This is a genomic window from Chitinophaga sp. ARDCPP14, from assembly GCF_051362515.1.
Lineage (GTDB): Bacteria > Bacteroidota > Bacteroidia > Chitinophagales > Chitinophagaceae > Chitinophaga.
In genome coordinates, this window is the sequence record NZ_JBKIXB010000005.1 from 231,474 (window position 1) to 257,477 (window position 26,004).

Consider the following 26,004-nt stretch of genomic DNA (forward strand, 5'->3'; position numbering starts at 1 on the left):
CAACGCATGTTAATATTCGCCGAACAATTTATTGATCTCTCCATAAGGCTTTGCCTCCGCTGCATAGCTGAAGGTGCCCTGGTGAAGTATTTCCTCTGCCGCCCGGAAAACGGCGCCATATGCTGCCCTTATGAGCGAGGAGCCAATGCTTACACGTTTTACGCCCAGGTCTTCCAGCTGCCGCAATGAAAAGTTACCACCGGAAAGTCCCATCACCACGTTTATTGGACGGGGTGCTACCGCTTTAACCACAGCGGCTATTTCCTCCGGCGTTTTCAGTCCCGGTGCAAACAGCACATCGGCGCCGGCGTCTGCGAAAGCTTCCAGCCGCCTGATAGTATCTTTTAGATCGGGGCGGCCATAAATGAGATTCTCCGCCCGCGCCGTAAGCATAAAAGGATGAGGTAAGCTCCGCGCTGCCGCTACAGCGGCTTTCACGCGCGCCACAGCAACATCAAAAGGATATATCGGATCTTCCGGTTTACCGGTGGCATCTTCTATAGAACCTCCGGCCAGCCCGGCTTCTGCGGCAAGCAATATTGTTTCGGCACATACCGCAGGATCGTCGCCAAATCCATTTTCCAGATCGGCAGCTACCGGCAAAGCAGTGGCGCTGATAATGTCCCGGACGTTTTGCAGCGTTTCTTCGCGGGTAACAGCCGCGTGGCCATCGGGTTTACCCAAGGAAAAGGCGAGGCCGGCGCTCGTAGTAGCCAGTGCTTTAAATCCAAGCGTTTCCAGTATCCTTGCGGAACCTGCGTCCCAGGGGTTGGGAGCGATAAAAATACCGGCGCGCCGGTGGAGTGCCTGAAATGCTTCGGCCCGGGCGCGTAATGAGTTTTCTGCTGATGGTTTCATATCGGATATTTACCCGGTAAATATAATCACTCCTGCTCTCCCAACATATGCGCCAATATTGCTGCGCATTTCTCGCGGCAGGGAGCATAAAAATGACCATGTTGCCAGTAGTCGGATTTGGGCGATTGTCCCCACCAGAATTCGGCCAGTGCCAATGGCTCCATCCCATGCTGAAAAGCATATTGCAGCAACTTCGGGGCGGCGCATTCGCCGGCGCCCGCTGGTGGTTTCCCGGAAGGCGTATGCGCAAAAATCTCTGTTAAACTTTTAGATGTCCCTGCTTTATTCAGAAAATGATACTGTTCAAAAATTTTGTGCTGCAGTGCGGTAGAATGGTTTTTCCTTAATATTTTGAGCAGACGGACCTGCGCTGCGCTTTCGTCGTCGGTAAACGATTCCAGGAGGCTGATTTCTTTGTTGATAGCGGTGAGTTCTAACATGCCGGTATTCACAAACCCGCCCGGTTCAAGCCCATCGAAAACGGGTGGCACAAATTTCGCGTGGTGGTTGCCACCTGCCAGTTTACCCGAGAATGCCGCCAGGTAACCCAGCTCATTATCCCTGGTTCTAACGATCAACACGCCGAACATCTTTCCAATAACGGTACCTGCCGCATTACCCGGCAAACCAAAGTTATGCTCCCACTCCTGCTGCTCCAAATGCGCCTGCAAACGCTCCGCTGCCAGCAGGCAAAGCGGGTGCGGCGCATCGTTCAATGAAAAAGTAAGCCCTGCTGCTAATTCACTAACGGTTGTTGATTCGTCGAAAGGGCTGAATGCCGATGGCTCATAACTCACACTATCCATTACCAACGTTGTAAAATTTAATAAAAAAAGCTTCAGTATAATCTGAAGCTTTTTTATCTATGACCCTTACGGGATAATATATGTCTTAAATGCAGCTTTCCGGGATCGCCTCCCGGACCAGCGTCACCTGCTCAGACCTGAAAAAACTTTTAATCGCCGCAAAGGTACTAAAATACAGGCTGCCAGGCTACATGGATTCTTTAAAATTTAAAGGCAATGCCAAGCATCAGCCGCCGTGGCATCTGCGGGTTACCACTGGCATCCCAGTAGCGCTGATCCGACAGGTTATCTGCCTTCACAGAAAAACGGTAACGTTTTGTATTATAAAACACCACGGCGTTTAAAATGGTGTATCCCGGTACCGTAATGGTGTTAAGATCATTCCAGAAAGCACTGCTGCTGTAGTTGCCGCCAAAGCCTGCACCGAGGCCGTTTAAGCGCCCTTTTACAAAGCTATAGCTCACCCACAGGTTGGCTGCATGCGCCGGCGGGCCGGCCGGCCGCTTGCCCTCATACCCTTTATTGGTTTTCAGGAAAAGAATATCATTGTAAGCATATCCTGCCACTACGTTTAAACCAGGCAATATGGTGCCGGTAACTTCGGCTTCCACTCCACGGCTTTTCTTGGTACCATCCTGGATACTCGCCGCCGGGTTACCAGGGTCCTGGCGCACCACATTCTCCACGAGTATATTATAATAATTAACGGTACTGCTGAGCCGTCCGTTCAACAGCTCCATTTTCACACCGCCTTCTGCCTGCCGTGCATTTTCCGGTTTGAAACTGATCCCAAAAATGTCCTGTCCATACACATTATTAAACCCGGTCTGGTAGTTGGCAAACAGGGAAACTTTGTCTTTTATCACCTCGTAGGTGGCGCCAAACTTCGGTGACAGCGACGTTTGGTCGTAATCGCCCGATACTTCGCCGGTTTCCAGTACTTCTGTTCCTTTTTTGTTATCGAAGTAGTTGATCCGTAAGCTGAGCAATACATTTAACCTGTCGGTCAGGGAAATAACATCCGTTACATAGGCGGCATAACTCACCGGCTTGCTGAGGGTGGTTACTGCTGCCGCTTCGCCATCTGCCAGCACTTTGGCGGCATTTATCGGCGGCACAAAGGATTTTGTGTAATCCAGTCCGTCTACCAGTACGGTATTTCCCAGGGGCGAATAACGGGTGTCGCGGTGCAGGTAATCCAGGCCTACCAGCAGGCGGTTACGCAGCTTACCAATTTTAAAATCGCCCGTCAGGTTAGGTTGTATAGCCAGTGATTTGGTGGCATTGGAAAAAGCGCCGTAATAGCGCCAGAGACTATCTTTCTTAAAATTCAGGAAAACATTACCGATTTCGTAGTTGTAGTCGGAGTAGTTTACATTCACATCCAGCTTCCAGTCATCCGAAAAGCGGTGGGTGATCTTTGTATAAAAGCTCCGGATATTAAATACGCCACTCAGCTTATTAGAGCCATAGGATTTAAAGTAATCGCGTTGTAACTGGTTGATGTTTGTAACACCCGGCACATCGATACCGCTTACCCGCACCGGTGAATTGGCTTTCATGTTGAGAAATTCTGTACTAAAGAGAACATCTGTGCGGTCATCCAGCTTATAGGAAAACGACGGTGCAATCGTATAGGATTTTTTAAACCCATAATCCTGGAAACCGTTGTCCCAGCTGCCGGCGGCATTAACGCGGAAGAGTGCTGTTTTATCTTCATTCAGCGGCGTGTTCACATCCACGGTTAGGCGGCTGTAGCCATAGCTGCCTAGATTGGCATCGATCTCACCGGCTCTTCTGTCGAAAGGTTTTTTGGTAACGCGGTTGATCAACCCGCCATAAGAAACACCGTTGGCGCCAAACAGCGTGCCGGAAGGGCCCTTGATCACTTCTATTCTTTCTGTGTTCACCGGATCAGCGTTCACTCCCTGGTCCACATACATGCCATCCCTGAAGTTATCGCTGGCAACAAATCCACGGAGGTATACCCAGCTGTTATATCCGGGTCTTATTAACGCACCGCTAACGCCGGGAATAGCCCTCAGTGCAGATACATAGTCCACGATGGCCTGCTCCTGCAATAAAGCCCTGGATGCCACTGAATATACCTGCGGGTTTTCCAGGTTGCGCAGCTGCATTTTAGCTACATACTCACTTTCCTTATCTGCTACGCGGTACTGGTTTCCCACCACTACCACTTCCCCCAGCGAGGAAGCTGTTTCTTCCAGCTTTATAGCGGGAATACCGGTAACCGCTGCATCGGTGATTACTACCGGCTGTTCCAGGCTTTTAGCGCCGATAAAAGAAACAGTTAATGTATAACTGCCAGCAGGCGCCTTTATTTCAAAATGTCCTTTTTCGTTGGTAACGGTATAATACCGGGTGGACTTTAACCCCACCGTTACGCCGGGCGCGGGTTTACCGTCGGCCGACAGCACATGCCCCTTTATACCGGTAACGCCATTTTCTGCCTGCAGGAACAACGGTAACAGGAATAAAAGAAAGGTAGAGATGCAAAAAAAGATATAAGGTTGGCAATGTTGCTTCATATTTAAAATTTAGTATTGCAAAGAGAATACATGTGGCGCCACGGAGTTTATCTAATCCGGAATTTTACGGCGGAACAGGTTTGAGGCAACAGATGCCTGAAAAAGCAATACTGTACCTGTATTCCTTGAAGGAAACCGGAAATTGCAAATGCTCAAATCAGAAAAAAAACGTCCGGGGCTTTCCCGTCAAAAGAGCTTACTTTTGGTAAACAAATCAACCGCCAGGCCACAGCACCCCAAAACACTGATTGCCGGCAAACGCCAGGCATCAGGCACTTTCACTATCAATGGCACAAGGAGTTAAGACGAATGATTGTAATCTTTTAATTAAACCCCACATTATGGAACAAGTACTTGAACAAATCCGTGATCAGCAAAAGGACGCCTGGAATAAGTTCTCTCCCGGCTGGAAAAAATGGGATGAACTTACCATGGACTTCCTGCAGCCAATGGGCGATGAAATCATCCGTGCGCTCCAACTTAAAGACGATGATACAGTGCTGGACATAGCCGCAGGAACCGGTGAGCCAGGGCTCACCATTGCCTCAAAATTGAAGAACGGTAAGGTAGTGATCACCGATCTTGCTGAACACATGCTGGAAATAGCCCGGGAAAATGCCGCCAAAAGAGGTATCAAAAACGTGGAAACAATTGCCTGCGATGTTTGTGAACTTCCATTTGCCGACAACACCTTTGATGCTATCAGCTGCCGGTTTGGATTTATGTTCTTCCCCGACATGCAGCTGGCGGCGAATGAAATGGTACGGGTACTTAAACCAGGCGGCAGATTAGCCACTGCAGTATGGAATGTTCCGGAGAAAAACTTCTGGATTACCGCAATTATGGGCACCATCAACCGGAATATGGAACTGCCGCCGCCACCTCCGGACGCACCGGGAATGTTCCGCTGCGCAAAAGATCAGCTGATCGCTGGCTTGTTTGCACACGCGGGACTAAAAAACATCTCCCAAAAAGAAATTACCGGAAAACTGAACTGTAAAACAACAGAGGTGTATTGGAGTATGATGACCGAAATAGGCGCTCCCATTGTGGCAGCGCTCAGCAAATGTGATGAGGCCATGAAAGAAAAAATAAAGAGAGAAGTATTTGCTGCCGTAGATCAGAAATATCCCTCCGGAGAGGTGATGATCGAATCCAGTGCGCTGGTGATTTATGGAGAGAAATAATGATGTTGTTTTATATTGATGAAAAAATTATTAAAACTCGCAGGTTTTAATCAAGCCATTGGCCAGTGTAAACTTTTTTGTTTCGCCGTCCTCTTTAATTTCAATAAACTTTTCGAGTCGTTGTGAACGACCCACTATATAATCCTCATCATAGTAGTAGTTGGTGGTTTCTCGCACCGGGCCGTTCTGCGAGGTATAAGAACCTGTATATACCCGCGCGGTTTTCCGTTGATTGAAACTGTGGATCAGTTGTACGAAGTATTTACCGGGTTTAAGTCCTTCGAAAGCAAATTTACCATCGGAGTTGGCCACTGCTTCGATAGAGTATTTGTTTGCTTCTTTCGACATATAAACGCCTGTTTTCCTGCTCTCTTTCTGATCGCGCAACTTATGCCATTCTTCCAGGTACGGCGTAACCGGGAACAGTTTTACGATCACCCCGGCGGCAGGGAATATCAGCCCGTCTTTTTTGGTGCAGGCTTTCCCTACAATCCTTGATAAGCCCCGGCCTAGTGCGGCTTCCGCCAACTTAGCATCAAATGTTCCCTGTGGGAATATTTCGCTCCGCGTTTTCCCGGCAGACGCAGTGATCTTTCCACCCAGGTCGGCATACTTCTTCCGGTCGAGGTCCGCCTGCTTCTTGCTGCCGATGGCATCGTAAGCATCCGCGCGGTTGAGGTAAGCGAGGATATTTGCCGGGTCGGCTTCTATGGCTTTTGTATAACTGGCTATTGCCAGGCTATATGCTTGTTTGTCGTGGTGAACAACGCCAATATTCAGATACCCATTGGAATAGCCAGGGTTAATTTCAACTACCTTATTGAAATCGGCCAGGGCCAGGTCACTTTGTTTTTTATTATTCAGGTAAATATTACCCCGTTCCAGGTACGCATCGGCATATTTCGGATCCAGTGAAATGGCCTTGTTATAGTCGTTCAGTGCGGAATCCCACTGTTCCCAGCGAACGTAGGTATTACCGCGGTTCACGTAGTAAAGCGCATTCTTTGGGTCCAGCTCAATTGCTTTGTTGTAGTCGCTGAATGCCAGGTCTCCTTTTTCCAGGATAAAATAAATATTCCCCCGATTCCCGTACAGGGAGGCATCTTTAGGGGAAAGCTCAATTACTTTGGCGTAGTCGGCCAGCGCTTCTTCGTACTTTCCTTTCTTCTTATACATCACCCCCCGGTTGAAATAGGCATTATCATCTTTAGGGTCCAGTTCAATTACTTTTGTGAAGTCGGCTATTGCCTGATCGTACTGCTGCTGCCCGTAATAGGCATTGCCGCGGGCAAAATAACAGCTGGTATAAGTGGGGTTCACCGTAATGGCTTTTGTAAACTCTGCGATGGCAGCATCTGCCTGTTTCCTGTCGGAATAAATCCAGCCCCGCTTTACATAGGAAAGGGCAAAACGCGGGTTCAGCTCAATGGACTTACTATAATCTGCCAGCGCGGCTTCCTCATTCTTTGTGTTTTCATAAACAATTGCGCGGGCATAGTATTCAATAGCAGATTTTGGTGAAGCCAGTAACCCCAGCGCCTTTTCAAATGTTTTTGCCGACAGGCCGTCATTCTTCTGAAGCTGATAACCGATTGCCTGGAAAGTGTAATAGACGCCGTTATCCGGGCTAAGTTTGATGGCTTCATTAATATCCTGCTGTGCGGAGGTCACCTCATTTGTAGCAATCTTTGCCCGCCCGCGAACGGCATAGGCCAGGCCACTGTTCTTGCCTGAGCTGATGGCTTCCCCGGCAAGAGTTTTTGCTTTTGCAAAGTTTCCTTCCATAAGCAGGGTTAACGCATTATCTGCTGTTGAGCTATTCTGACCGGAAGCGGTGGACAGCATTCCACTGATAACAAGGACGACGGCTGGTATTCGTTTCACGAAATAACGGATCATATACATTGGCTTAAGTAACTTACGTGGGTAACAAGAAATGTTGTTCGATGATTAACAAAAATGCACAACATTTTGCCCGCAAATATAATGCATAATCTTAAACGCCAAAGTACTCCCAAGAGGCTATCGTTAACCAGGTATATTTAAGTACCCGGAAAGCACTAACTGATTATTAAGTAAAAATAAAGGGGACCTGATGGCCCCCTCTTAAAAAAACGGTTATCTTCTTTTCCTTCTTATCATCATTATCACTACTCCTGCTACAATCAGCGCCGGGAGGAATCCTACCAGACCCATTTTGAGATAGTTGACACCGGTAGCGCTGATCCGCAGGTCGCTATCTGTTAACGGCGGGCGGGAAGTATCCACCGGGAACAATCCATAAGTGAACCAACGGAACAACTCCGTGGTAAACAGAAAATTGGCGGTGCGGATATTATTTCTCAGCAGTTCGGCATTACTCATAAAGTCAGCATCTGCCGAAACAATGATCCGTTGCTGACGGCCATTATGTTCTCTTGTTAAAGCGACTGTCATCGGGAAAGCGCCCCGCTCATCGTTCAGTTCAGGCGTGAATACCGCAGTACGCAGGCTGTCGTCGATAGGCGCCGTGCGTTTGAATGTATTGGCGGTGTTGCTTACAATCAGCGGCGTGATGTGATAATCATTGTTGGCATTGCCGGCAATACTGCCTGCACCCGAAAAGCTAATAACGATATCATCCTGTTGGAAGGCAGGTGAATTACCTAACAGTTTCAATCCCGGTGCAGAGAGCGCGCATTGAACAAACCGCGGTGACAGATCTTCTGTTTTCTGCAATATAGTGCCGGGTTCAATGCTCATGCCCAGTGTTGACAGCAGCGGATTGAGGTATTCCCGCCTGGAAGGCTCCCCGGCAATCAGCAGGTTACCACCGCCATTTATAAACGTTGTTACCTGTTGCAGCTGCTCCGGTGAATAAGGCATCCCCGGATCTGCAATTACCAGCACCGCTATATCTGACGGGATACTATCTTTCCCCAGGTAAATTTCCTGTACGGAAAAGCCCTGGTTGAGCAAGGCGTAGCGGAAAGTTTTTTCAACGGTAGATAGTTTGTAATCATTATCTGCCATGCGCTTAATGCTTCTTTCATTATGCCCTGTTACAAAAGCTACTTTAGCCGGCTCTGTTACCAGCCTTTTTATAGCGGCGGTAATTTCTTTTTCATCGGGCTGACGCATCAGGTCTTCATAAATTCTAAGGAAGGTGGTTTTACCGTTGTATTCCAGCAGGCGCAGGGTCCTGTTCCCCTCTCCCGACAGATCGATTTTTTTATGGATTTGCGCCGGCGTAAGGAAATCGTTGATATCCAGTTTATACGACGAAGCTACGCGTTGGGCCAACTGTTCGGTGTTCAGTCCTTTATTCCTGCTGTAAAGGTCAGGATTGCTGGTGCTATCGTAGTAGTAAATATATTTCATGCGGATATCCGGTCTGAAACGGAAGTACTTATCAAATCTTTCCAGGTCCGAATTACGGAAAATGGGCGCCAAAGAAAAGTAGTTGGCATCCAGCAGGTTCACATATGCCGTGATCGTCAGCGGGCCTTTCATCTGTTTCAGTACATCCTGGCTGCCTTTTGTTAACGTGCGGCCATTGTTGGCGGTCATGTCCTTATACGCCACTACACCCGGGCGGCTGGTAACATAGCCGGCCAGCAAGGCGCATACTACCAGGGCGGTATAGCGCGCCACTTTCACCAGCAGCGGTTTCGATTCCTTACCGGCGCGGAGTTTTAATATCGTTAACCCCACAAATAAAAGTATCACGATAATAAAATAGAAAACATCCCTGCTGGTAATTAACCCTTCTACAAAGTTTTCTGCCCTGCCGGAGATGGACAGGAAGTAGGTCAGGTCGCGGATAAAATCCATGTCCTGCCATAACTTACCTATATAGTTCAATCCACCTAAAAGCGCGAGCGTACTAATAGCCGCCACCACCTGGTAGGTAGTCAGCGACGACATAAACAGTCCAATAGCCGAATAAGCGCAGATGAGCAGGAACAGCCCAATGATACCGGAAGTAATAAATGACCCGTCCGCGTCTTTCACGATATAGGAAGCAACAATACCTAAGATCACGAAACAGCACATCAGCAATACACAATAAAATACCATGGCGAGGTACTTACCCCATACGACTGCACTTAATTTTACGGGCGATGAATATACCAGTTTGATAGAGCCGCTGCCCGTTTCCCGGCTGATAAGGCCCATCGTTAAAAGCGGGATGTACAGGTACAGGTTTTCCTGCATCTTTGTAAACAAACCTGAAAACCCTGCAAAAAAGGTGTGGGTCAACCCACTGCGGTTCATTCCCAACTGCTGTACCCTTTCGAAACGTTCTACCATGCTGGTGAACTCCCACCCCGACTGCACCATAAAAATGACCAGCACAACCCATGCAACGGGGGAATAAAACAGATTGCTTAGTTCCAGTTTTGCAATCCTTAATGTAAGTTTCATAAGTACTGATTATAATGATTTAACCTTGTTTGATAATTTTGCAAAGATTTCTTCCAGCGAACTTCTTTCCAGCTGGATTTCCCGCAGCTTCCATCCGTTGCGGGCGCTGAGTTCCACTACTGTTTCCGCGATTTCAGGCGCTGTATCAAAATGCAAACGCCACCAGCCGTTGTCTGTTGGCAATGCGCCGGTAATACCAGGTATCGCTTTGAGTACAGACAGCTCCGGTGCATTGCTGAAGTACAGCAGCATGGAGTTGGGAGCGATATAATTATTGAAGTCGTTTACGGTACCGGTAAAAACCACCCTGCCCTGCTCAATCATTTTGATGGTATCGCAGGTAGCCTGCACCTCCGATAAAATGTGCGACGAAAAAATAACCGAGCGTTCCTCCCCGATTTCTTTGATGAGCAGGCGCACTTCCGCAATCTGGTTAGGGTCCAGGCCATTAGTGGGTTCATCCAGCACTACCAGTTTCGGTTTATGAATGATGGCCTGTGCAATGCCTACCCGTTGTTTATACCCGCCGGAAAGGTTTTTGATCAGTCGTTTGCTGAAGTGCGCAATCCCGCACCGTTCCTTTGCCTCTGTCATAGCCGCTTTGATACGGTCTTTCGGGATCAGCCGCATATGCGCGCAATGTGTGAGGTATTCATCTACGGTGAGATCCAGGTAGAGCGGCGCATTCTGCGGCAGGAAACCGATCAGCTTCTTGGCGGCTATCGGGTGTTCACGCAGATTGATATTATCAATGAGCACCGATCCTTCTGTTTGATTGAGCACACCGCAAAGGATGTTCATGGTGGTGGATTTCCCCGCGCCGTTAGAGCCGAGCAAACCCGTTATTCCTTTATGCCTGATGTCCAGGTTAATGTCTTTTATTGCCCAGGCGGTACTGTACCTGTGCGATAAATGCTCGATTTTAACAATACTTGTATTCATAAATGATTGCTTAGCATGGTAAAGGCAAAGTATGGACAGGGGCGGCCGGAACCGCCCACAGGCACATACTTTGGAGTGATCAGTATCGGATGTTAGTTATAATCCGGATTTTGCACCAGGTTAGGATTGGCATCCACGGCAGATTGCGGCAACGGGAAATAAGCGGCGCGCGCCTGCCAGGTACTCTTTTTGGCGCCCAGCACCGCATTGATCCGGCCGGTACGGCGTAAGTCCATCCAGCGGTGGCCGAATTCATTAAAAAACTCGCGCCGGTTTTCGTCTTCGATTTCAAGCCGGACTACGTTTTCTGCGGTGGAAATGCTGGCAGCAGTATTAGCGCGTACACGTACCACGTTCAGATCGGTCCTTGCATCAGACAGGTTCTGCTGATTAAGCCGGGCTTCTGCACGGATCAGGTATTGCTCTGCCAGCCGTAATGCGGTGGGCGCCTCCTGTTTGCCGGCCGCTGTTGCGGCAGCGATCGACGTCAGGCGGTATTTATAGGACTGGTGATTTAAGACGCCGCTGAAGGTGGTATCTTTTATCCATTTTGTTCTGCGCGCATCTGCCGCATCGAAAATACCTGCCAGGTCGTCTGTGAGTGAATATTGAGAAGTATTGGCAACGAAAGTGTAGCCTTCGTAAGTATAACCACTGGTGATGCTGAGATAAGGTCCGAACTGGAAAATGGCTTCGGCAGAAGCTTTTAGAAAGGTATTCTCCAAAGTAGCGGCGGGTGTCATCGCATAAAGCGAACCGGCGTTGTCTATTACTTTGGATGCTTCCTGTTCTGCCAGTGCCCACTGTTTATTATACAGGTAAACCCTTGCCAGCAAAGCGCTTGCGGCCCAGCGGGTTACACTGGTGCGGAAGCCTGCTGCTCCGCTGTAATCAAGCGGCAAATGATCACGGGCGTCCAGCAGGTCAGTGATGAGCTGCGTATTGATAGCCGCCACATTGGTTTTAGGCAGCAGCGCAGTTTTGCTTACATCTGTTTGCAGTACCAACGGTACTTCGCCATAGAGATTTACAAGATAAAAGTAGCAGTAAGCCCGCATGAATTTCGATTCCGCCACCACCCGTTGTTTAACCGAATCGGATAAAGCGGCACTCGCCGCCGCTCCTTCTATGAGGCTGTTAAAACGGTAAATACCCGCGTACAGATCTATCCAGATCCCATTGAGCGTACTCACCGCCGATGTGCTGGAAGCAGGTACATAGGTGTTGCTGGTAAGCTCGTCATAATTGGTGTTGGCGAGATAGATCATATCGTCGGATGCCAGTGACGTCATGGACGTAAGGTTAATAGCCAACGTTTGTGAACCGAAGGCACTGCTGAATGCGCCGGATAAAGCCGACAGTGCCAGCTTATCAGACGTAAAAACACGTGCAGAAGAAATCTCCGTTACCGGGGCAGGAATGTCTATCAGCTTTTCACAGCCAGCCATTGCCAACGTTGCTACCAAACCTGCGATTATTTTTATAGAATATATTTTCCTTAACATGTCATCAATCTTTTTAAAGCGAAAGTTTAAAACCAGCAGACAGCGTGCGCAAAGGAGGCAGCGAAGTACCTCTTGATTCCGGATCGAAGCCTTTGTAGGATGTGATTGTAAAGAGGTTCTGCGCCTGCATAAACAACCTGGCCTGATTAATCCGCGCACGTTTCAGCAGTGACGGTGAAAAATCGTAGGAAAAGGAAAGGTTCTTCAACCTTACAAAAGATGCGTCTACCCAGGTAGCATCGGAGCCAAAATAGTTATTGGCAACAGGGCTATAGGCCGCCAGCACATGGCGTTGACCGGGGCCTCCATCGGCCAGGTAATCATCCAGTACATCCCTGGAAAGATTATAACTAAATCCCGGCGGATACGTCATAGAAGATCCGAGACTGCGGCCTTTCTGTTTTACAAACTGAAAAGTGAAATCCAGTGTAAAGTTTTTATAACTGAGCGTATTGGTGAGGCCACCGAAAAAGTCGGGATAGCTGGTACCTACGTAATACCGGTCTCCCCTGCCAATTGCCTGCAGCCCAAAGGTGATGGCTTTATCATTATTTAAATCTGCTACAATGGGAAGATCAGTAGCAGGATCATACCCGGCGTATTTATACAGGTATACACTGCTTACCGGGTTGCCCACTACGTAACTGGTGTAGTAGGAAGTTTTCTGAAGATTGGGGAATGCTTTCAGTTTATTTTTGTTGGCGGAGAAATTAAAGTTAGATGTCCAGCTGAAATATTTGTTCCGGATATTCACGGTATTCAGCGAGATCTCCCATCCTTTGTTCTGCACATCTGCCGGCAGATTTGCCTGGTAGTTGCTGAAGCCGGCCTGTGTACTGATAGTATAGCTGATAAGCTGGTTGCTGGTAATATTATTATAGTAAGCGGCTGTTAACTGCAGTTTGTCGTCCAGGAAGCCCAGTTCCAGCGCCCCTTCCAGTTTGTCCGTTTGCTCCCAGCGGTAGTCGCTGTTGGCGATCCGTGAGGGCACCAGGCCCGTAACGCCGTTAAATACATAACCGGTGGTACTGTAGGAATCGAGATAGGCATAGTTGCCGATATTATCGCTGCCGGTGATACCATAACTGCCGCGCAGTTTACCACTGCTTAACCATTTCAGGCGATTTTTGAAGAATGATTCTTCTGTAAACAACCAGGCGGCGCCCAGTGAACCAAAATTACCAAAGCGGCTGCTGGGTCCGAAACGGGACGAGCCATCGCGGCGGAAGATACCGTTGATCACGTAGCGGTCGTTGTACACATAATTAAGCCGCGCAAAAACCGATGCAAACTTATAATCGGTAGAACTGGAGCGGGTAAAGATACTCGCAGCAGACGCCAGGTTCTCGATAAAATCATCCGAAGTAAAATCCGATGCAATGGTATAATAAGGCTGGCGTGACATACGGTATTGCCAGGAGCCACCTATTAGGCCGGAAAAATGGTGGGCGCCTGATGTTTTAGTATAACTTACCTGCGGCTCTATAATGTAGTTATTGGTATAACTATATACAAAAGCAGCACGGGCAGCGTTGGTGGCATTTGTCTGATCCTGCGACGACTGCGGCGTAAGCTGTACCTGGTCCATATCTGAACGGCCAAAACCAAGCAGCGTTTTAAACTCCAGGCCCTTCACCGGCGTATAACTCAGATTCAGGGCGCTGTTCAGGTTAGACGATTTATTACGGTTGGTCCGCATCATCACACCGAGGGGATTTTGCGAAAAGAAATCGGTGGACCAGTACAGGCTGCCATCAGGCTTGTATAAAGGAAAGTTAGGCGCTAACTGGTACGCACGGCTCGTAAGATCTTCTATCGCCAATGTATTATTATCTGCCACATACATCGCTGAAAATCCAAGTTTAAATTTTCTATCCAAACTGCTGTGGTTAATGCTCAGGTTAGCGGCACCACGTTTGTAAGATTTATCCAGGTAATACACCGTGGTTTCCTTGTGGTAGGTACCTCCCAGCAGAAAGTTCGTTCTGTCGTCGCCACCGGATATACTCACGCTGGCATCTGTGAAATTCGCGGTGTTCCCGATCAGCAACTTCTGGAAATTTGTATAAGCATGCTGGTCCCATACCAGCAAATCCTGTGCATTGGCGGTGGTGGGCGTAATATTGGAATTTTTAAACCCCTGTTTACGAAGCGCCAGAAACTCCTCTGTATTTAAAGTAGGTACGAAATGCGCTACCTGCGACATCCCGGTATTGAGATTCATGTCGATCCTGGTTTTACCTGCACGTCCTTTTTTTGTGGTGATCAATATCACCCCGTTAGCGCCCCGCGAACCGTAAATAGCGGTGGCATCACCATCCTTCAGCACTTCCACACTTTCCAGATCTGCCGGGTTAATACTGTTCAACGGACTGGTAGGCCCGTTGGCGCCATTGAGCACATTACCCGTTTGTGCATTGATGGCATCCGATAAAAACGGTACGCCGTCTACAATGTACAATGGCTGCGAAGTACGCAGCAGGGAGTTTACGCCCCTTACCTGTACATCGATCGATGCGCCGGGGTAACCATTATTCTGTACAATGGATACGCCGGGCATACGGCCCTGTAAAGCCTGCAATACGTTGGTGACGGGCTGTTGCTCTATTATTTTAGACGTTACCCTTGTTACGCTGCCGGTAGATAAGCGCTGTGATTCTGTGTAGTAGCCTTTATTGATCACCACCTCTGAAAGCCTGCTGGTAAATGGTTCCAGCACGATGATGCCCATGTTGGTACTGGTGATCTTTACTTCTTTGGTAGTAAATCCAACGAAGGTAATCATCAGCACATCCCCTATTTCCGCTTTAATGGAAAACCTTCCGTTAACATCCGCCGTTACAATGATCCTTTGCCCTACAATATGCACCGTTGCGCCTTCCAGCGGCTGGTTGGTATGTGCATGTACCAGCGTACCGGATATTTCCGTTGCTACATTTACGGGTGCTGCTGCGGTTACGGGAACAGGAAGCGGGTTTTCTGTAATGAATATGGTGTTGTTCTGTATCTTAAATTTCAATGGCTGGTCCTTTACCAGCAGCTGCATAAATTCTTCCAGCGGCATATTACGCACATCTATGGTAACCGGCTTTGCCGCGGCCAGTACTTCCCTGGAGTAGGCCGCTATAAAGCTGGTTTGTTTTCTCACCGCGTTTAGCGCCTTTTCTACCGGTATATTTTTACCGGACAATGTAACCAGCTGACCATAACCTTTTGCCGCAACATTCAGGATGACAACAGTCATGAGTACAAAAGTTAACTTCATTGCGTTACCTATTGTTTTATTCGCCGGGCCCTGAACTGTTTGGAAAAGCCTTGCAGTGGAGCATCCGATTTTGGTTGAGCACCTGTACAAAAGGGGCGGAATTGCCTCGCTATGGGCATGAGCAGTCCCCTTCTCACATTGGTAGCAATGTGGTTTAATTTGCATAGATTTGCAATGTTTGGGTTGATGTAAATAATGATTAAGCCAATTGTTGTGATACTGAATCCCAATCTCTTTAAACGGTGGCGGGTCCAATCGCCGCCGTTTTTTATTGGAAATCCCGGTGCCTTCTTTTAACTACGTTGCATTCATCATACATAGATCTGGTTGATAGTGTTTGAAAAAAATAATGGTTGGTATCTGATAAGTAATAGTATAGGCTATTGTGTGATGATCAGTTTTTTGCCGTTGCTTTCCAGCTTATAATGTACCCGCGAATCCCGGAGAAAGTCGAGTACCTCTTTCAGATTTACATCCCTGCTCATGCCACCTCCAAAAGTGATATCAGGCACTTTGCCGGGAAAAACCACATCGATATCATACCAACGGGAAATCTCTTTCATGATCTCTTCCAGTGTTTGTCCCTCGAAACTAAAGGCATCCGAACGCCATGCCATTTCCTGGTCGAGGTTCACCTGTTTAACCAGCTGCATCGTTTCTTCCGCAGCGCTTACCTGTGCCTGCTGGCCGGGCCTTAACTGCACTTCGGATACCTTACCCGTGCTGAACATTACCTTCACGGCGCCATCAAGCAAAGTGGTTTTTGCGATCAGCTCATCATCGTAGGCTTTTACATTAAAACTTGTACCCAGTACTATAATGGAATGATGCTTACTCACTGTAACCCGGAATGGCCGGGTGGCATCTTTTGCCACTTCAAAAAAAGCTTCTCCCGATACCTGTACCAGTCGTTCCGTTCCATTAAAATCTGTCGGGTACCTGAGTGAGCTGGCGGCGTTGAGCCATACATTGGTACCATCCGGCAACTGTACTTTAAACTGTCCGCCACGGGGTGTGCGGAGTGTATTAAATTCCGGCTGACTGGTATGCTTACCGGCCGTATATACCAGCTGCCCGCCTTGTTTCTGTATAGAAGCGGCGCCTTGCTGCATGGTTTGCGTGCTGTTGCTGTCCAGCGCTACTACGCTGCCATCGGCCAGTGTAAGCAGTGCTTTATTGCCGCCGGGCCGTACATCTTCCACTTTCACCAACGGCGTTCTGCCGGAACGCACCGGCCAGTAATAGTACGCGGTAGCCACCACGGCTGTAAATACAGCTGCGGCTACTGCAGCGCGCAGCCAGCCACGCCTGCTGCGGACGTATAACGCCGGTTCACTGTCTGCGAAACGGATAGCATCCAGCACCTGCCGGGTCGACTGGTCATCCATCCGGTACTCTACCGGGGCATCTTCCAGTGCCTGCCCAATCAGCTCCCCGAGCGGCGCATCGTCCTGCTGCTGCTCTATCAGTATGCCCAACTCCTGCTTTTCCGCCGGCGACAAAGACTGATCTAATAATTTTTTAAACAGATATGATAACCTGGTTTCGTTCATATAAAAAGGAGCAGCGTTAGTGCTTCTGCTATATGAGAGGCTCAGAAAAGAAAGAAGGGGGTATAGGGGCAAAAAAATTATGAAATAAGCAGGTATACCAGAACGGGAATACCAAGGCGTACCATGCAATAAGCCCTGACGCTGCGCATAGCCAGCGCCAGGTAGGCTTTCACCGTTTCAGGGGAAATCCCCATGATGGCGGCTACTTCTTCCCTTTTTAGCCCTTCCTGTTTGCTCAGGCGGTATACTTCCGCCTGTTGTGCCGGAAGTTTTGCAATGGCCTGCTGCAGGATGCCATCATATTCTTTTTCACGAAGCAGCCTGTCGGCCGGTTCCTCTGCTACCCCATCGTTTTCAGACGCCTGGGTAAAAATGAGACGGGCATTGCGTTTCATATAGCGGGCAATATAGTTCCGGGAAAGCGTAAACAGATAAGCCTTAAAATGCTGTACATCTGCCATAATACTCCGTTTCAGCCATACCTGCAAAAAAATATCCTGCACAATATCATCCGCCATCCCGCGGGAACCGGTGAGCTTATAAGCAATGTTGAATACTTTGTCGCGGTAAAAACGGAATACCACTTCAAATGCCAGGTGGTCACCATTGGCGATACGCCGAAGATAAACGGCTTCGTGCTCTATGTAGATGTTGGCTGCGATCACCTTCTTTAGCTAGGTAAGAAGGTAAAAGTAAGAAAAAATGTTATTTTACTACTTCAAAACCTCAACAGGCATCTTTTTAAATACACAGTTATGAATAAAGAAGTATATAAAATTACAAGAAACGACGCTTCCAACTATGAGGAACACCTGGGTCCTCTCATTTTTGAACCATCGGCCAAAGCGTTGCTGCCACATATTATAACCCTTCCCGCAACGTCTATCCTGGAAATAGCATCCGGAAGCGGCAGGCTCACCAAACACCTCCGGGAAAACTTTCCTGCATCTACCCGTATCACGGCTACCGATATCAACCCTGATATGCTGGAGTTGGCGCAACAGCAATTAAATCATTCTGCTATAACTTTTCAGTTGGCCGATGCGCAGGCATTACCTTTCGCAGATCAGTCCTTCGACCTGGTTGTAAACCAGTTTGGATTAATGTTCCTGCCGGATAAGCAGGGCGGCGTGAATGAAGCATTCCGTGTACTGAAGCCCGGCGGTCATTTTGTGTTCACTACCTGGGATCATACTGGCAGCATGGAATTATTTAAACTGCTGATCGACGAAACAATTATTCCCTTATTTGAAGGAGAAGATACAAGCCGCTTCCATACACCGTTCGCGCTGCATGATCCGCAAGTGCTGAACAACTACCTTAAAGAAGCCGGTTTTACCAGCCATAAAGCCGTGTATCTGAAAATTAAAGGACATGCCTCTTCTGCCAAACATGTGGTAAACAGTTATTTTCACCAGCATCCGCTGGGCCGGCAGGTAAAGGAAAAGGCGCCTGCTTCCTACGATCGCGTGGCAAATGAACTGGAGCAACAGCTTATTCAACGGTTCGGACCAGCGGCTTTTGAATTTGAATTGAGCGCGCTGGCAGGCATCGGGCAAAAGTAAGTCCGTTTATTTTAACAGGTCAATTAAGTCCTTATCGGCCTCCTCAAGAAATTCCAATGGGGTGGTGCCGTCTATATTGGGAACGGTTTTGTCGGCGCCTGCTGCTATCAGCAACCGCACGCATTCAACCTGGTGATGCCGGTTTTCCGGGCCTCCATGTTTGAGCCCGTGAACAGCCCACAAAAGCGGGGTTCCTTTAAAATCTATACATCGTTTATGAATGTCTGCGTTTTCCCTGATCAGTCTTGCTACCAGCTTATCCTGCCCTGTCCAGGCAGCCCAGTGCAAAGCCGTTCCGCCATGACAACCGGCATGATCAATAACGGCGCCATTTTCTATGTATAAAATACCTACTTCCTCTGCAAGCAAACTGGCCGCTGCAATCAGCGGCGTGTCGCGTCCTTCGGTGAACTCATTACCATTAACGTTTGCGCCATGCGCTAAAAATATCCGGGCCATCTCCACGGCTTCCTGATCCGTATAAGTATGGGCAAATACGCCGTCACAGATCCGATGCAACGGATGGGCTTTGGTCGTATTCTTTTCATCAAAAGGAATCCCTTCATTAGCCAGTGAAGGATTTTGAGAGAGCGCCTTTTCGATTCCCTCATAGTCTTTATTGCTGATCAGTTCTTTCATGGGAGTTTAAATAAAGTTACTAAAGCAATGGAACCAGGTGTTCCCAACCAAGCTGCTTTGCAAAATCCAATGCTGCTTTTCCTTTACCGGTTTTAATGGTTTTATCCGCCCCCAGCTGCAACAAAATTTCAACTGAACTCCGGTTGCCTGATATTGTTTCCCTGTGCAAAAGTGTATACCCGGCTTCGTTCTGATTAGTTATTTCCTGCGGATGCTCATGTAGAAATTTCACTAAGCTATCCTTCATATTAATACTCATAGGGTGCTCAATAAGATGTTCCGGGTGTTCCTTTTGTCCATAAACGAGCTGAATATCCTGGTAGTTCCCAAAATTCAATCCCCAGGCCTCATCATGTTGCTTACGTTCCGACTTGCCCATGGTGGACCTTAACAGCTGTATGGTAAATCCTCCATAGGTATCTCCCTGGCTGCTGAATAACCAGTCGCTGACCTGACTTAGCGGTATTTCCACAAAGTCTCCATTCTTGATATTTGTCAGCTCAGTCGGATCATTTATAAGTACGCCGCTAATCATATCGCCATCAAATTCCACTTCATTAATCCACATATGCTCTACCAGCGGAGTTGTTTGATGCGCCACATTTTGCATGAAGGCTACTTTTACACAAGCCAGGTCTAATGCAGGAACAATTCTCCGGTACTCCCAGGAAAGTTCTCTCCAGAAATACTTAAATGTTTCCTGTGCTTTATGAAAGGCTTTAATCATTTCCGGATTATCTGATTCGGAATAAAAGATGGTCTTCTCTGCCATATTTAAAATATTTATTTTTTCTTACTAACAGTATCTATCAGGGCAACGGTGTCCGCGGATGATTGAATAAAGGTATCTTTCTTATATCCCTCAGGATTGGGCACCAATTCGCGGCTTTCATCATAGCCTTCCTTACTATTGTAGCAGCTGCAGAAACCGGTTAGCGTTATGGCTATCAATAATATTTTCATACTGCAATATAGGAAAAGATTGATTTGAACTAATCCCGAAATTCCGCGATGATCAGACTGCGGAGCAGATGCTTAATGACTGTTCCAAACCGGATAATAAATGACGTTTTAAACAAAGTACTTTGACGTTTTAAACAAAACGGTTTCATCGGGCTGTCGCTAGCTTTGTTTCATAAAATTTAAAACGATGAATTTAAAAGACAATTATAACGGCGCCTTTCAGCAACCAATCCACTCCGGGTTTAACGCCACCTCTACCGTACACGACGTGATAAAGGGTATTGACCTCAGCGGTAAAACAGCTATTGTTACCGGCGGCTATGCAGGCATAGGACTTGAAACTGTTAAAACGTTTGTTGCCGCCGGCGCAAAGGTGACAGTACCCGCCCGTGATATCCGCAAAGCGGCCAATAATCTACAAGGGATCAGTAACGTAACCATCGAAGCAATGGATCTTATGGACCCTGCGTCTGTCAATGCTTTTGCAGAAAAATTCCTTTCTGCCAATAATACACTGGATATACTGGTTAATAATGCAGGTATTATGTGGGTACCTCTGCAACGCGATAAACGGGGTTATGAGTCACAACTTTCCACCAACCACTTAGGTCATTTTCAGCTAACAGCAAAACTCTGGCCTGCTCTGAAAAGAAGCAGTGGTGCGCGTGTGGTGAATGTATCATCATACGGTCACCAGATGGCGCCGTTCAATTTTGAAGATCCGAATTTTATCGCCCGGGAGTATGAAACATTGCAGGGCTACGGACAATCAAAAACAGCGAATAATCTTTTTACGGTGGAACTTGATCATCGCGGCAAAGTGTTTGGCGTACGTGCTTTTTCCGTGCATCCCGGATCGGTAAATGGTACGGACCTCGGTCGTGTTGCGCCCATGGCCCTGTTCCAGCAAATGGGTACGCATGATGAAGCGGGAAATATCCGGCCGGAGGTTGCGGCCACACTCAAAACGATCGGGCAGGGCGCTGCAACATCCGTATGGTGCGCAACTACCCCCCGGTTAAATGACATAGGTGGCGTATACTGCGAGGATGCAGACGTAGCCGGACTGGATGAAGGAAATATTGCACACAACTATAACGATCCTTCTTCCCTGAGAGGCGTAAAACCTTATTCGGTGGATGCTGAAAATGCCAGGAAGCTGTGGGCGTTAACGGAAAAACTAACGGGTATTGCATTTCCTGTCAACTGATAATTACCCGCAATTAAAATCTTCTCTCACAAGCCGAATTCTTATATTCGGCTTAAATCTATTGTTGAAAAATGGAGTTTGAAACAAAATATATCACACCGGATATCAAGCTGTCGGAGTTTAACGGCAAAGGATTCAAAACGGAAGTAATATTTGAGCACCATATCCTGGTTTGGTTTATCTCTGGTGAAACAAAAATTATACAGGCTGATGCTGCCTATACTTTTAATACCGGCGATATTTTCCTGATTCCACGTAATCAATTGACAACGGTGATCAATTACCCGAAAAACGGGATGCCGCATAAAGCAGTAGCCATGCATTTAACCAAAGAACGGCTGCGGGATTTTTATTCCCGGCATAAAGCAGCCGGACGAACAGCCTCCCATTCAAAAATATATCACTTCTCCAAACACCCGTTGCTGGAAAGTTGTCTTGCTTCACTGATCCCCTATTTTGATCTGGGAGAAAACCTTCCGCGGGATATCGCTGCCATTAAAATTGAAGAAGCCATCAGCATACTGAGGTCTATCGACAAAAGCGTGGATGGCCTCCTGGCCGACTTTGACGAGCCGGGGAAAATAGATCTTCCCGATTTTATGGAGCGGCATTTTATGTTTAACATGACGATGGACCGGTTTGGCTACCTAACCGGCCGGAGTCTGGCGACTTTCAGAAGGGATTTTAAAAAGACCTATCATACCACGCCGCAAAAATGGCTGACAGAAAAAAGACTGCAGCTGGCGCATTACCAGATGTCGGAAAAGAAGCGGAAACCCATTGACGTTTATTTTGAAGTAGGCTTTGAAAACCTGTCGCATTTTTCAAGTGCATTTAAAAATTATTTCGGGTATCCGCCTAACGCGTTATTCAATAACAGTGCCCCCCGTTGACCTTTTTGCTTTAAACTGTCCGTTTCCGGACACCCCGCGCCCGTGTATGAACAATTACAGAAAACAATTATACATAAGTAATGTATGTGCATACTGCCCGGATATGGCAACCTTCTTGCGGAAACGCTTGTATAACAACAACACCATGAGCCACATCGTGATTCCTATTCCCCCACTCCCGGGTAAGCAGGAGATTGAAGTTGAAGTGACCATCAACAACCAGAAGCAGCAGCTGCACTACCGGGTAGAATTGTTTTACTGGGACGATTGTTCCAATCCCATGGGCCACCGGGCAGATTGTATCAGTGAAATGCTGTCGCATCACGATCCGGAATGGACCGTATATTATATCGGCGCACCTACAGACAAGTTTGTGCCGATTACTTTTGTGAGTAAAGAAAGCAGGAAGTTATTGCAGCGGGTTACGGTATAGAAAGCTAAAACGCTGCTACAGCAATCGTTCCAGCACGCCTTTCCGCCTGACGATATTTTTATAATCCCATTGGATCTTTGTGCCTTTTTCGAGCCAGCGTTTTAGCAGCCCGGTGTCTATCTGTTTTACATCGGTGTACCGGGCCTCTGCGGCCTTGAAAGTGCCTTCCGGTTGCAGATCTTCTTCCTCAAACGATTGTCCGCTCCAAAATAACAGGCGCACACTGTCTTTTAATTTACTGTACCCAACAATGGGATTGCCATTCAGGAACCACACCGGGTGCCGGTGCCATATTTTACCTTCTGCGTTGGCCAGATGCTTGTTAATTTCCCGGGCCAGCTTATCGCCAATAGCTTTATCTGCGGCTGACAGTGAATCGTTGTAGGCCTGTATTTCTTTGTTCATATTGCAGGTTTTGTAAACGAAAACAATAGGCTCAAATAAAAAATACAAATAAATTATTCAACAAAATGCCAGCACACACCTGCTATATCAATAATATTCACTTCTTTTCCGTAAGGCTGCTGTGTTACTTCACCGATCCGTATCCCGAACAGATCCGGCAGTTTTTTATCGATCACTTCACTTCTGAATTCACTTACGCTTTCAACCTGTACAGTGATCATAAAGTTTTGGGCAAAGTCAGGAACATCGTAGTCCTGCAAAATAAACCGGCAGCCGTCTTTCTCAAAACCGGCATAACCAGGCGCCTCAAAACTGATACTAAACCCTAACGCTGAAAATAACTGCTTTGATCTCTCAAAATCACTTCCCGAAGGAACAAATGGTTGCAGGGAAAGAAATTTCATACATTACTTTTTATAGTGTAATCAATAAAGCCTGGGATGAAATCGCCTTCCGGATAGTATTTCCCATTTTAATCTCACATCTAAATATAAGACTATCTGGAAATTACCGACAGATCTTTTGAAGATTTTAATTGCCCAGCAACTCCAATAATGCACTCACGGGCAAAGTATCCTTTATCACCATCTGCTGGTGCCCTGTAACGTTACCTGTATCGTCTTTAATCATGGATCCCAGCGGCATGGTAGCCGAAATTATTCCAACAAGATTGCCACGTTTGTCCAATACCGGTCCCCCGCTTGAACCCACGCCATAGTCGGCGGTAATCTCCATCCGGATGGGCGGCTTACCCAGTGGATTATAGCCGGCCGCTGTCTGCCGGGCACTGATGGCCACATTTCTTGCTACCATTCCTTTACTGAAATAATAAAAATAACCGGTAGGATGGGAAATGCAGTAAACGGCCGCCCCTACTTCCGCAGGCTTCCCTATCGGTACCGGCAGGAGTTTATTACCATTGGTATTCACCTTGAAAACGGCGAGATCATTGTTTTGGGAATAGGCGAGTATCTTTTCTATGAAATAGAGCTGTTTGTCCCAGGTAATAATAAAGTAAACGCTGTCTTTCACAGCATCCGGACTATCACTTACAATAATGCTTTTCAATACATGATAGTTGGTTACACATATCCCATCGGCGTTTAGCGCGAAAGCAGTGCCTGTTAAAGCGAACGATAACGGGTCTGTGCCGTTCCCGGTCTTCTGCAGTTTCCCCACAATAAATACACTGCTTTTCCTCCTGGCATAAATTTCTTCATCGGCCAGTACCTTGGTGGTGGCGGAAAGGAGTTTGATTTTATTTCCTGCCGGAGATGCTTCGTCGGCCAGCAGTGCTGTGCTGTCCTTCAAATCCTGTATCATGGCACTTTTACCGGGAGGCATAAATTTCAAGCCACTATAGTAGTGTTGATAGCTGGTGTATATATCGGCGGTAGACGAACTTTGCGCCCCGGCCCGCAATAATCCGGATACTATAAGGATGCCCGTTAATAAGCATGTATTTTTAGTCATGATGATTTGTTGTACAACAGTTCTAAGATACCTTCGTTGCGGATAATCATCATCCCTTGCCGGTCTTCCGTAATCCCTTCCTGCAGCTGGTAAGTATAACGGGGATAAGCGCCATCCATCACCGTAGGCATGTATACAAAATGAATATTGTCGCGGTACTTCAACGCTTCGCCCACTTCAATAATATGTGTAGAAACGATGAACAGGCATTCTTCGTAACCGGAAAAACCCTCCGTTACAGCAAGTGTACCGTCGTAAGCATCTTTTACATTCGTTCCTTTAAACAGCTCATCAAACATGAGCAGCAGCCTTTTGCCGCTCGCCGCCGCTTCCGCGGCCTGTTTTACTCTTACTACCTCGGCGTAAAAATGGCTGTAGCCGAGACCTATATTATCTGCCACATTGATGGAGGTATACAATCCTTCCCTCACGGAGAATTCCATGCGCTCCGCCGCCACCGGGAAGCCCATGTGCGCCAGGTAACATCCGATACCCACCGATTTCATCAGCGTGGATTTACCTGCCATATTAGCTCCTGTGAGGAATAATACATTACTGTCTGCATCCATGAAGATCCGGTTGCCTACAGCCCCGTCGATACATGGATGGGCAAGCCCGGAAGCCGATAACACATTGGCTTCCGGCGGCAGCGCCCGGGCATAGCTGAATGCTTTTTCTGCCGCCACAGCGCTCACGGAAATGTATACGTCTGTTGCATAAATAAATTGTAAAATATCTTCCATCTGCCGGAGCAGCCTTCCCTTCAACAGATGATCGTAACTGGCTAAGGTTTTTATCGGCAATGCCTGGTAGATGTCGATATTCCGAAGGATTTCAATCCGCCTATCCGATAAGATATCCTTCATTGCCTGCACACGGGAATAATAGGGATTTTCCGCGGGATACATAGCTGTTACGAAAGCATGGCACTTGTTCAGGGTAATGATAGTTGCCTGTAATCCCTGTACATTTTTTTTATACTGTTCGTCCCTTGTTAGCGTAGAAAGCCATTTTTTAATTAGTGTGCCAGCCAATACCAGCGCAGCATTTTTATTCGCCTGCACATCAAGGTACTCCCGCATAAGGCTTACCTGCTGCACATCAAAGGGGAAAGAGAGCTTTGCCTGCTGGAAATACTGAAAAATACTGCTCCGCTCATTGATCGCGGTTTCACTATTCAAGGGAAAGCGGAACATGTTGTCAAGCAGCTGCTCTCCGCCGCGCGTTTTTACGCGGTTAAATAAATGATATACTGATCCTTGCCGGAACTTACCCAGCAGGTTCAGCTCATCAAGGGTTTGTTTGTCGATTCCAAAACTCATACGAACAGTTATTTTTTTTACCGGTGATT

General features: G+C 47.5%; 22 protein-coding genes. 5 read left to right on the forward strand and 17 right to left on the reverse strand.

Annotated features, from left to right (window positions below; translation table 11 throughout):
* Nucleotides 1-9: 9 nt before the first annotated feature.
* The 3 genes from ACLHR0_RS16010 to ACLHR0_RS16020 all read right to left on the reverse strand — a co-directional run bounded on the left by ACLHR0_RS16010 (nucleotide 10) and on the right by ACLHR0_RS16020 (nucleotide 4,213).
* Nucleotides 10-858, reverse strand: coding sequence for an isocitrate lyase/PEP mutase family protein (locus ACLHR0_RS16010; protein WP_436487862.1), 849 nt, complete (start codon nucleotides 856-858; stop codon nucleotides 10-12).
* A 26-nt stretch (nucleotides 859-884) separates the two neighbouring features.
* Entirely contained in the window at nucleotides 885-1,664 is a 780-nt protein-coding gene (locus ACLHR0_RS16015) for a pseudouridylate synthase (RefSeq protein WP_436487864.1), read from the reverse strand.
* 200 nt (nucleotides 1,665-1,864) lie between these two features.
* Nucleotides 1,865-4,213 (reverse strand): TonB-dependent siderophore receptor, encoded by a 2,349-nt coding sequence (locus ACLHR0_RS16020; RefSeq protein WP_436487866.1) that lies wholly within the window; start codon nucleotides 4,211-4,213, stop codon nucleotides 1,865-1,867.
* Nucleotides 4,214-4,554: 341 nt separating this feature from the next.
* Here ACLHR0_RS16020 and ACLHR0_RS16025 point away from each other — a divergent pair, with 341 nt between their 5' ends.
* Nucleotides 4,555-5,400, forward strand: a complete 846-nt coding sequence (locus ACLHR0_RS16025) for a class I SAM-dependent methyltransferase (RefSeq protein WP_429049189.1) — start codon at nucleotides 4,555-4,557, stop codon at nucleotides 5,398-5,400.
* 30 nt (nucleotides 5,401-5,430) lie between these two features.
* Here ACLHR0_RS16025 and ACLHR0_RS16030 read toward each other — a convergent pair whose 3' ends face one another.
* From ACLHR0_RS16030 to ACLHR0_RS16060, 7 genes are all read right to left on the reverse strand, one after another.
* Nucleotides 5,431-7,299: a tetratricopeptide repeat protein gene (locus ACLHR0_RS16030; protein ID WP_436487868.1), complete on the reverse strand. Its 1,869-nt coding sequence runs from the start codon at nucleotides 7,297-7,299 to the stop codon at nucleotides 5,431-5,433.
* 219 nt (nucleotides 7,300-7,518) lie between these two features.
* Complete coding sequence (locus tag ACLHR0_RS16035) at nucleotides 7,519-9,807, reverse strand: Gldg family protein (RefSeq protein WP_436487870.1); 2,289 nt, start codon at nucleotides 9,805-9,807, stop codon at nucleotides 7,519-7,521.
* 9 nt (nucleotides 9,808-9,816) lie between these two features.
* Nucleotides 9,817-10,749 (reverse strand): ABC transporter ATP-binding protein, encoded by a 933-nt coding sequence (locus ACLHR0_RS16040; RefSeq protein ID WP_370911982.1) that lies wholly within the window; start codon nucleotides 10,747-10,749, stop codon nucleotides 9,817-9,819.
* Nucleotides 10,750-10,841: 92 nt separating this feature from the next.
* Nucleotides 10,842-12,254 carry a RagB/SusD family nutrient uptake outer membrane protein gene (locus tag ACLHR0_RS16045; RefSeq protein ID WP_436487871.1) on the reverse strand — a complete coding sequence of 471 codons (1,413 nt, stop codon included), beginning with the start codon at nucleotides 12,252-12,254 and terminating at the stop codon, nucleotides 10,842-10,844.
* Between the two features lie 13 nt (nucleotides 12,255-12,267).
* A complete protein-coding gene (locus ACLHR0_RS16050; RefSeq protein WP_436487873.1) occupies nucleotides 12,268-15,498 on the reverse strand; it encodes a SusC/RagA family TonB-linked outer membrane protein in 3,231 nt (1,076 codons plus the stop codon).
* A 401-nt stretch (nucleotides 15,499-15,899) separates the two neighbouring features.
* Nucleotides 15,900-17,072 carry a FecR family protein gene (locus tag ACLHR0_RS16055; protein WP_436487874.1) on the reverse strand — a complete coding sequence of 391 codons (1,173 nt, stop codon included), beginning with the start codon at nucleotides 17,070-17,072 and terminating at the stop codon, nucleotides 15,900-15,902.
* 77 nt (nucleotides 17,073-17,149) lie between these two features.
* Nucleotides 17,150-17,737, reverse strand: coding sequence for an RNA polymerase sigma factor (locus ACLHR0_RS16060; RefSeq protein WP_436487876.1), 588 nt, complete (start codon nucleotides 17,735-17,737; stop codon nucleotides 17,150-17,152).
* Between the two features lie 90 nt (nucleotides 17,738-17,827).
* On the opposite strand from ACLHR0_RS16060, the gene ACLHR0_RS16065 reads away from it, so the two are divergent.
* Nucleotides 17,828-18,637 carry a class I SAM-dependent methyltransferase gene (locus tag ACLHR0_RS16065; protein WP_436487878.1) on the forward strand — a complete coding sequence of 270 codons (810 nt, stop codon included), beginning with the start codon at nucleotides 17,828-17,830 and terminating at the stop codon, nucleotides 18,635-18,637.
* 6 nt (nucleotides 18,638-18,643) lie between these two features.
* Here ACLHR0_RS16065 and ACLHR0_RS16070 read toward each other — a convergent pair whose 3' ends face one another.
* The 3 genes from ACLHR0_RS16070 to ACLHR0_RS16080 are packed head-to-tail and all read right to left on the reverse strand — an operon-like array spanning nucleotide 18,644 to nucleotide 20,239.
* Nucleotides 18,644-19,276 carry an ankyrin repeat domain-containing protein gene (locus ACLHR0_RS16070; RefSeq protein ID WP_436487880.1) on the reverse strand — a complete coding sequence of 211 codons (633 nt, stop codon included), beginning with the start codon at nucleotides 19,274-19,276 and terminating at the stop codon, nucleotides 18,644-18,646.
* Nucleotides 19,277-19,295: 19 nt separating this feature from the next.
* Nucleotides 19,296-20,048, reverse strand: coding sequence for a DUF2314 domain-containing protein (locus ACLHR0_RS16075; RefSeq protein ID WP_436487882.1), 753 nt, complete (start codon nucleotides 20,046-20,048; stop codon nucleotides 19,296-19,298).
* Between the two features lie 11 nt (nucleotides 20,049-20,059).
* Complete coding sequence (locus tag ACLHR0_RS16080) at nucleotides 20,060-20,239, reverse strand: hypothetical protein (RefSeq protein ID WP_436487884.1); 180 nt, start codon at nucleotides 20,237-20,239, stop codon at nucleotides 20,060-20,062.
* A gap of 187 nt (nucleotides 20,240-20,426) precedes the next feature.
* Here ACLHR0_RS16080 and ACLHR0_RS16085 point away from each other — a divergent pair, with 187 nt between their 5' ends.
* The 3 genes from ACLHR0_RS16085 to ACLHR0_RS16095 all read left to right on the forward strand — a co-directional run bounded on the left by ACLHR0_RS16085 (nucleotide 20,427) and on the right by ACLHR0_RS16095 (nucleotide 22,775).
* Nucleotides 20,427-21,449, forward strand: coding sequence for an SDR family NAD(P)-dependent oxidoreductase (locus tag ACLHR0_RS16085; RefSeq protein WP_436487886.1), 1,023 nt, complete (start codon nucleotides 20,427-20,429; stop codon nucleotides 21,447-21,449).
* Nucleotides 21,450-21,520: 71 nt separating this feature from the next.
* Complete coding sequence (locus ACLHR0_RS16090) at nucleotides 21,521-22,342, forward strand: helix-turn-helix domain-containing protein (protein WP_370911974.1); 822 nt, start codon at nucleotides 21,521-21,523, stop codon at nucleotides 22,340-22,342.
* A gap of 103 nt (nucleotides 22,343-22,445) precedes the next feature.
* Complete coding sequence (locus ACLHR0_RS16095; protein ID WP_370911973.1) at nucleotides 22,446-22,775, forward strand: hypothetical protein; 330 nt, start codon at nucleotides 22,446-22,448, stop codon at nucleotides 22,773-22,775.
* A 15-nt stretch (nucleotides 22,776-22,790) separates the two neighbouring features.
* On the opposite strand, the gene ACLHR0_RS16100 is transcribed toward ACLHR0_RS16095, so the two are convergent.
* The 4 genes from ACLHR0_RS16100 to ACLHR0_RS16115 all read right to left on the reverse strand — a co-directional run bounded on the left by ACLHR0_RS16100 (nucleotide 22,791) and on the right by ACLHR0_RS16115 (nucleotide 25,975).
* The gene (locus ACLHR0_RS16100) at nucleotides 22,791-23,180 is read right to left on the reverse strand and encodes a DUF1801 domain-containing protein (RefSeq protein ID WP_436487888.1); all 390 of its coding nucleotides are present in this window, start codon (nucleotides 23,178-23,180) and stop codon (nucleotides 22,791-22,793) included.
* A gap of 53 nt (nucleotides 23,181-23,233) precedes the next feature.
* Nucleotides 23,234-23,584, reverse strand: a complete 351-nt coding sequence (locus tag ACLHR0_RS16105; protein WP_429049213.1) for a hypothetical protein — start codon at nucleotides 23,582-23,584, stop codon at nucleotides 23,234-23,236.
* A 127-nt stretch (nucleotides 23,585-23,711) separates the two neighbouring features.
* Complete coding sequence (locus ACLHR0_RS16110; protein WP_436487890.1) at nucleotides 23,712-24,653, reverse strand: S1 family peptidase; 942 nt, start codon at nucleotides 24,651-24,653, stop codon at nucleotides 23,712-23,714.
* On the reverse strand, nucleotides 24,650-25,975 hold the full coding sequence (locus ACLHR0_RS16115; protein ID WP_436487892.1) for a MutS-related protein: 1,326 nt from the start codon (nucleotides 25,973-25,975) through the stop codon (nucleotides 24,650-24,652). Before ACLHR0_RS16115 ends, ACLHR0_RS16110 begins: the two co-directional genes overlap by 4 nt.
* Nucleotides 25,976-26,004: the final 29 nt, after the last annotated feature.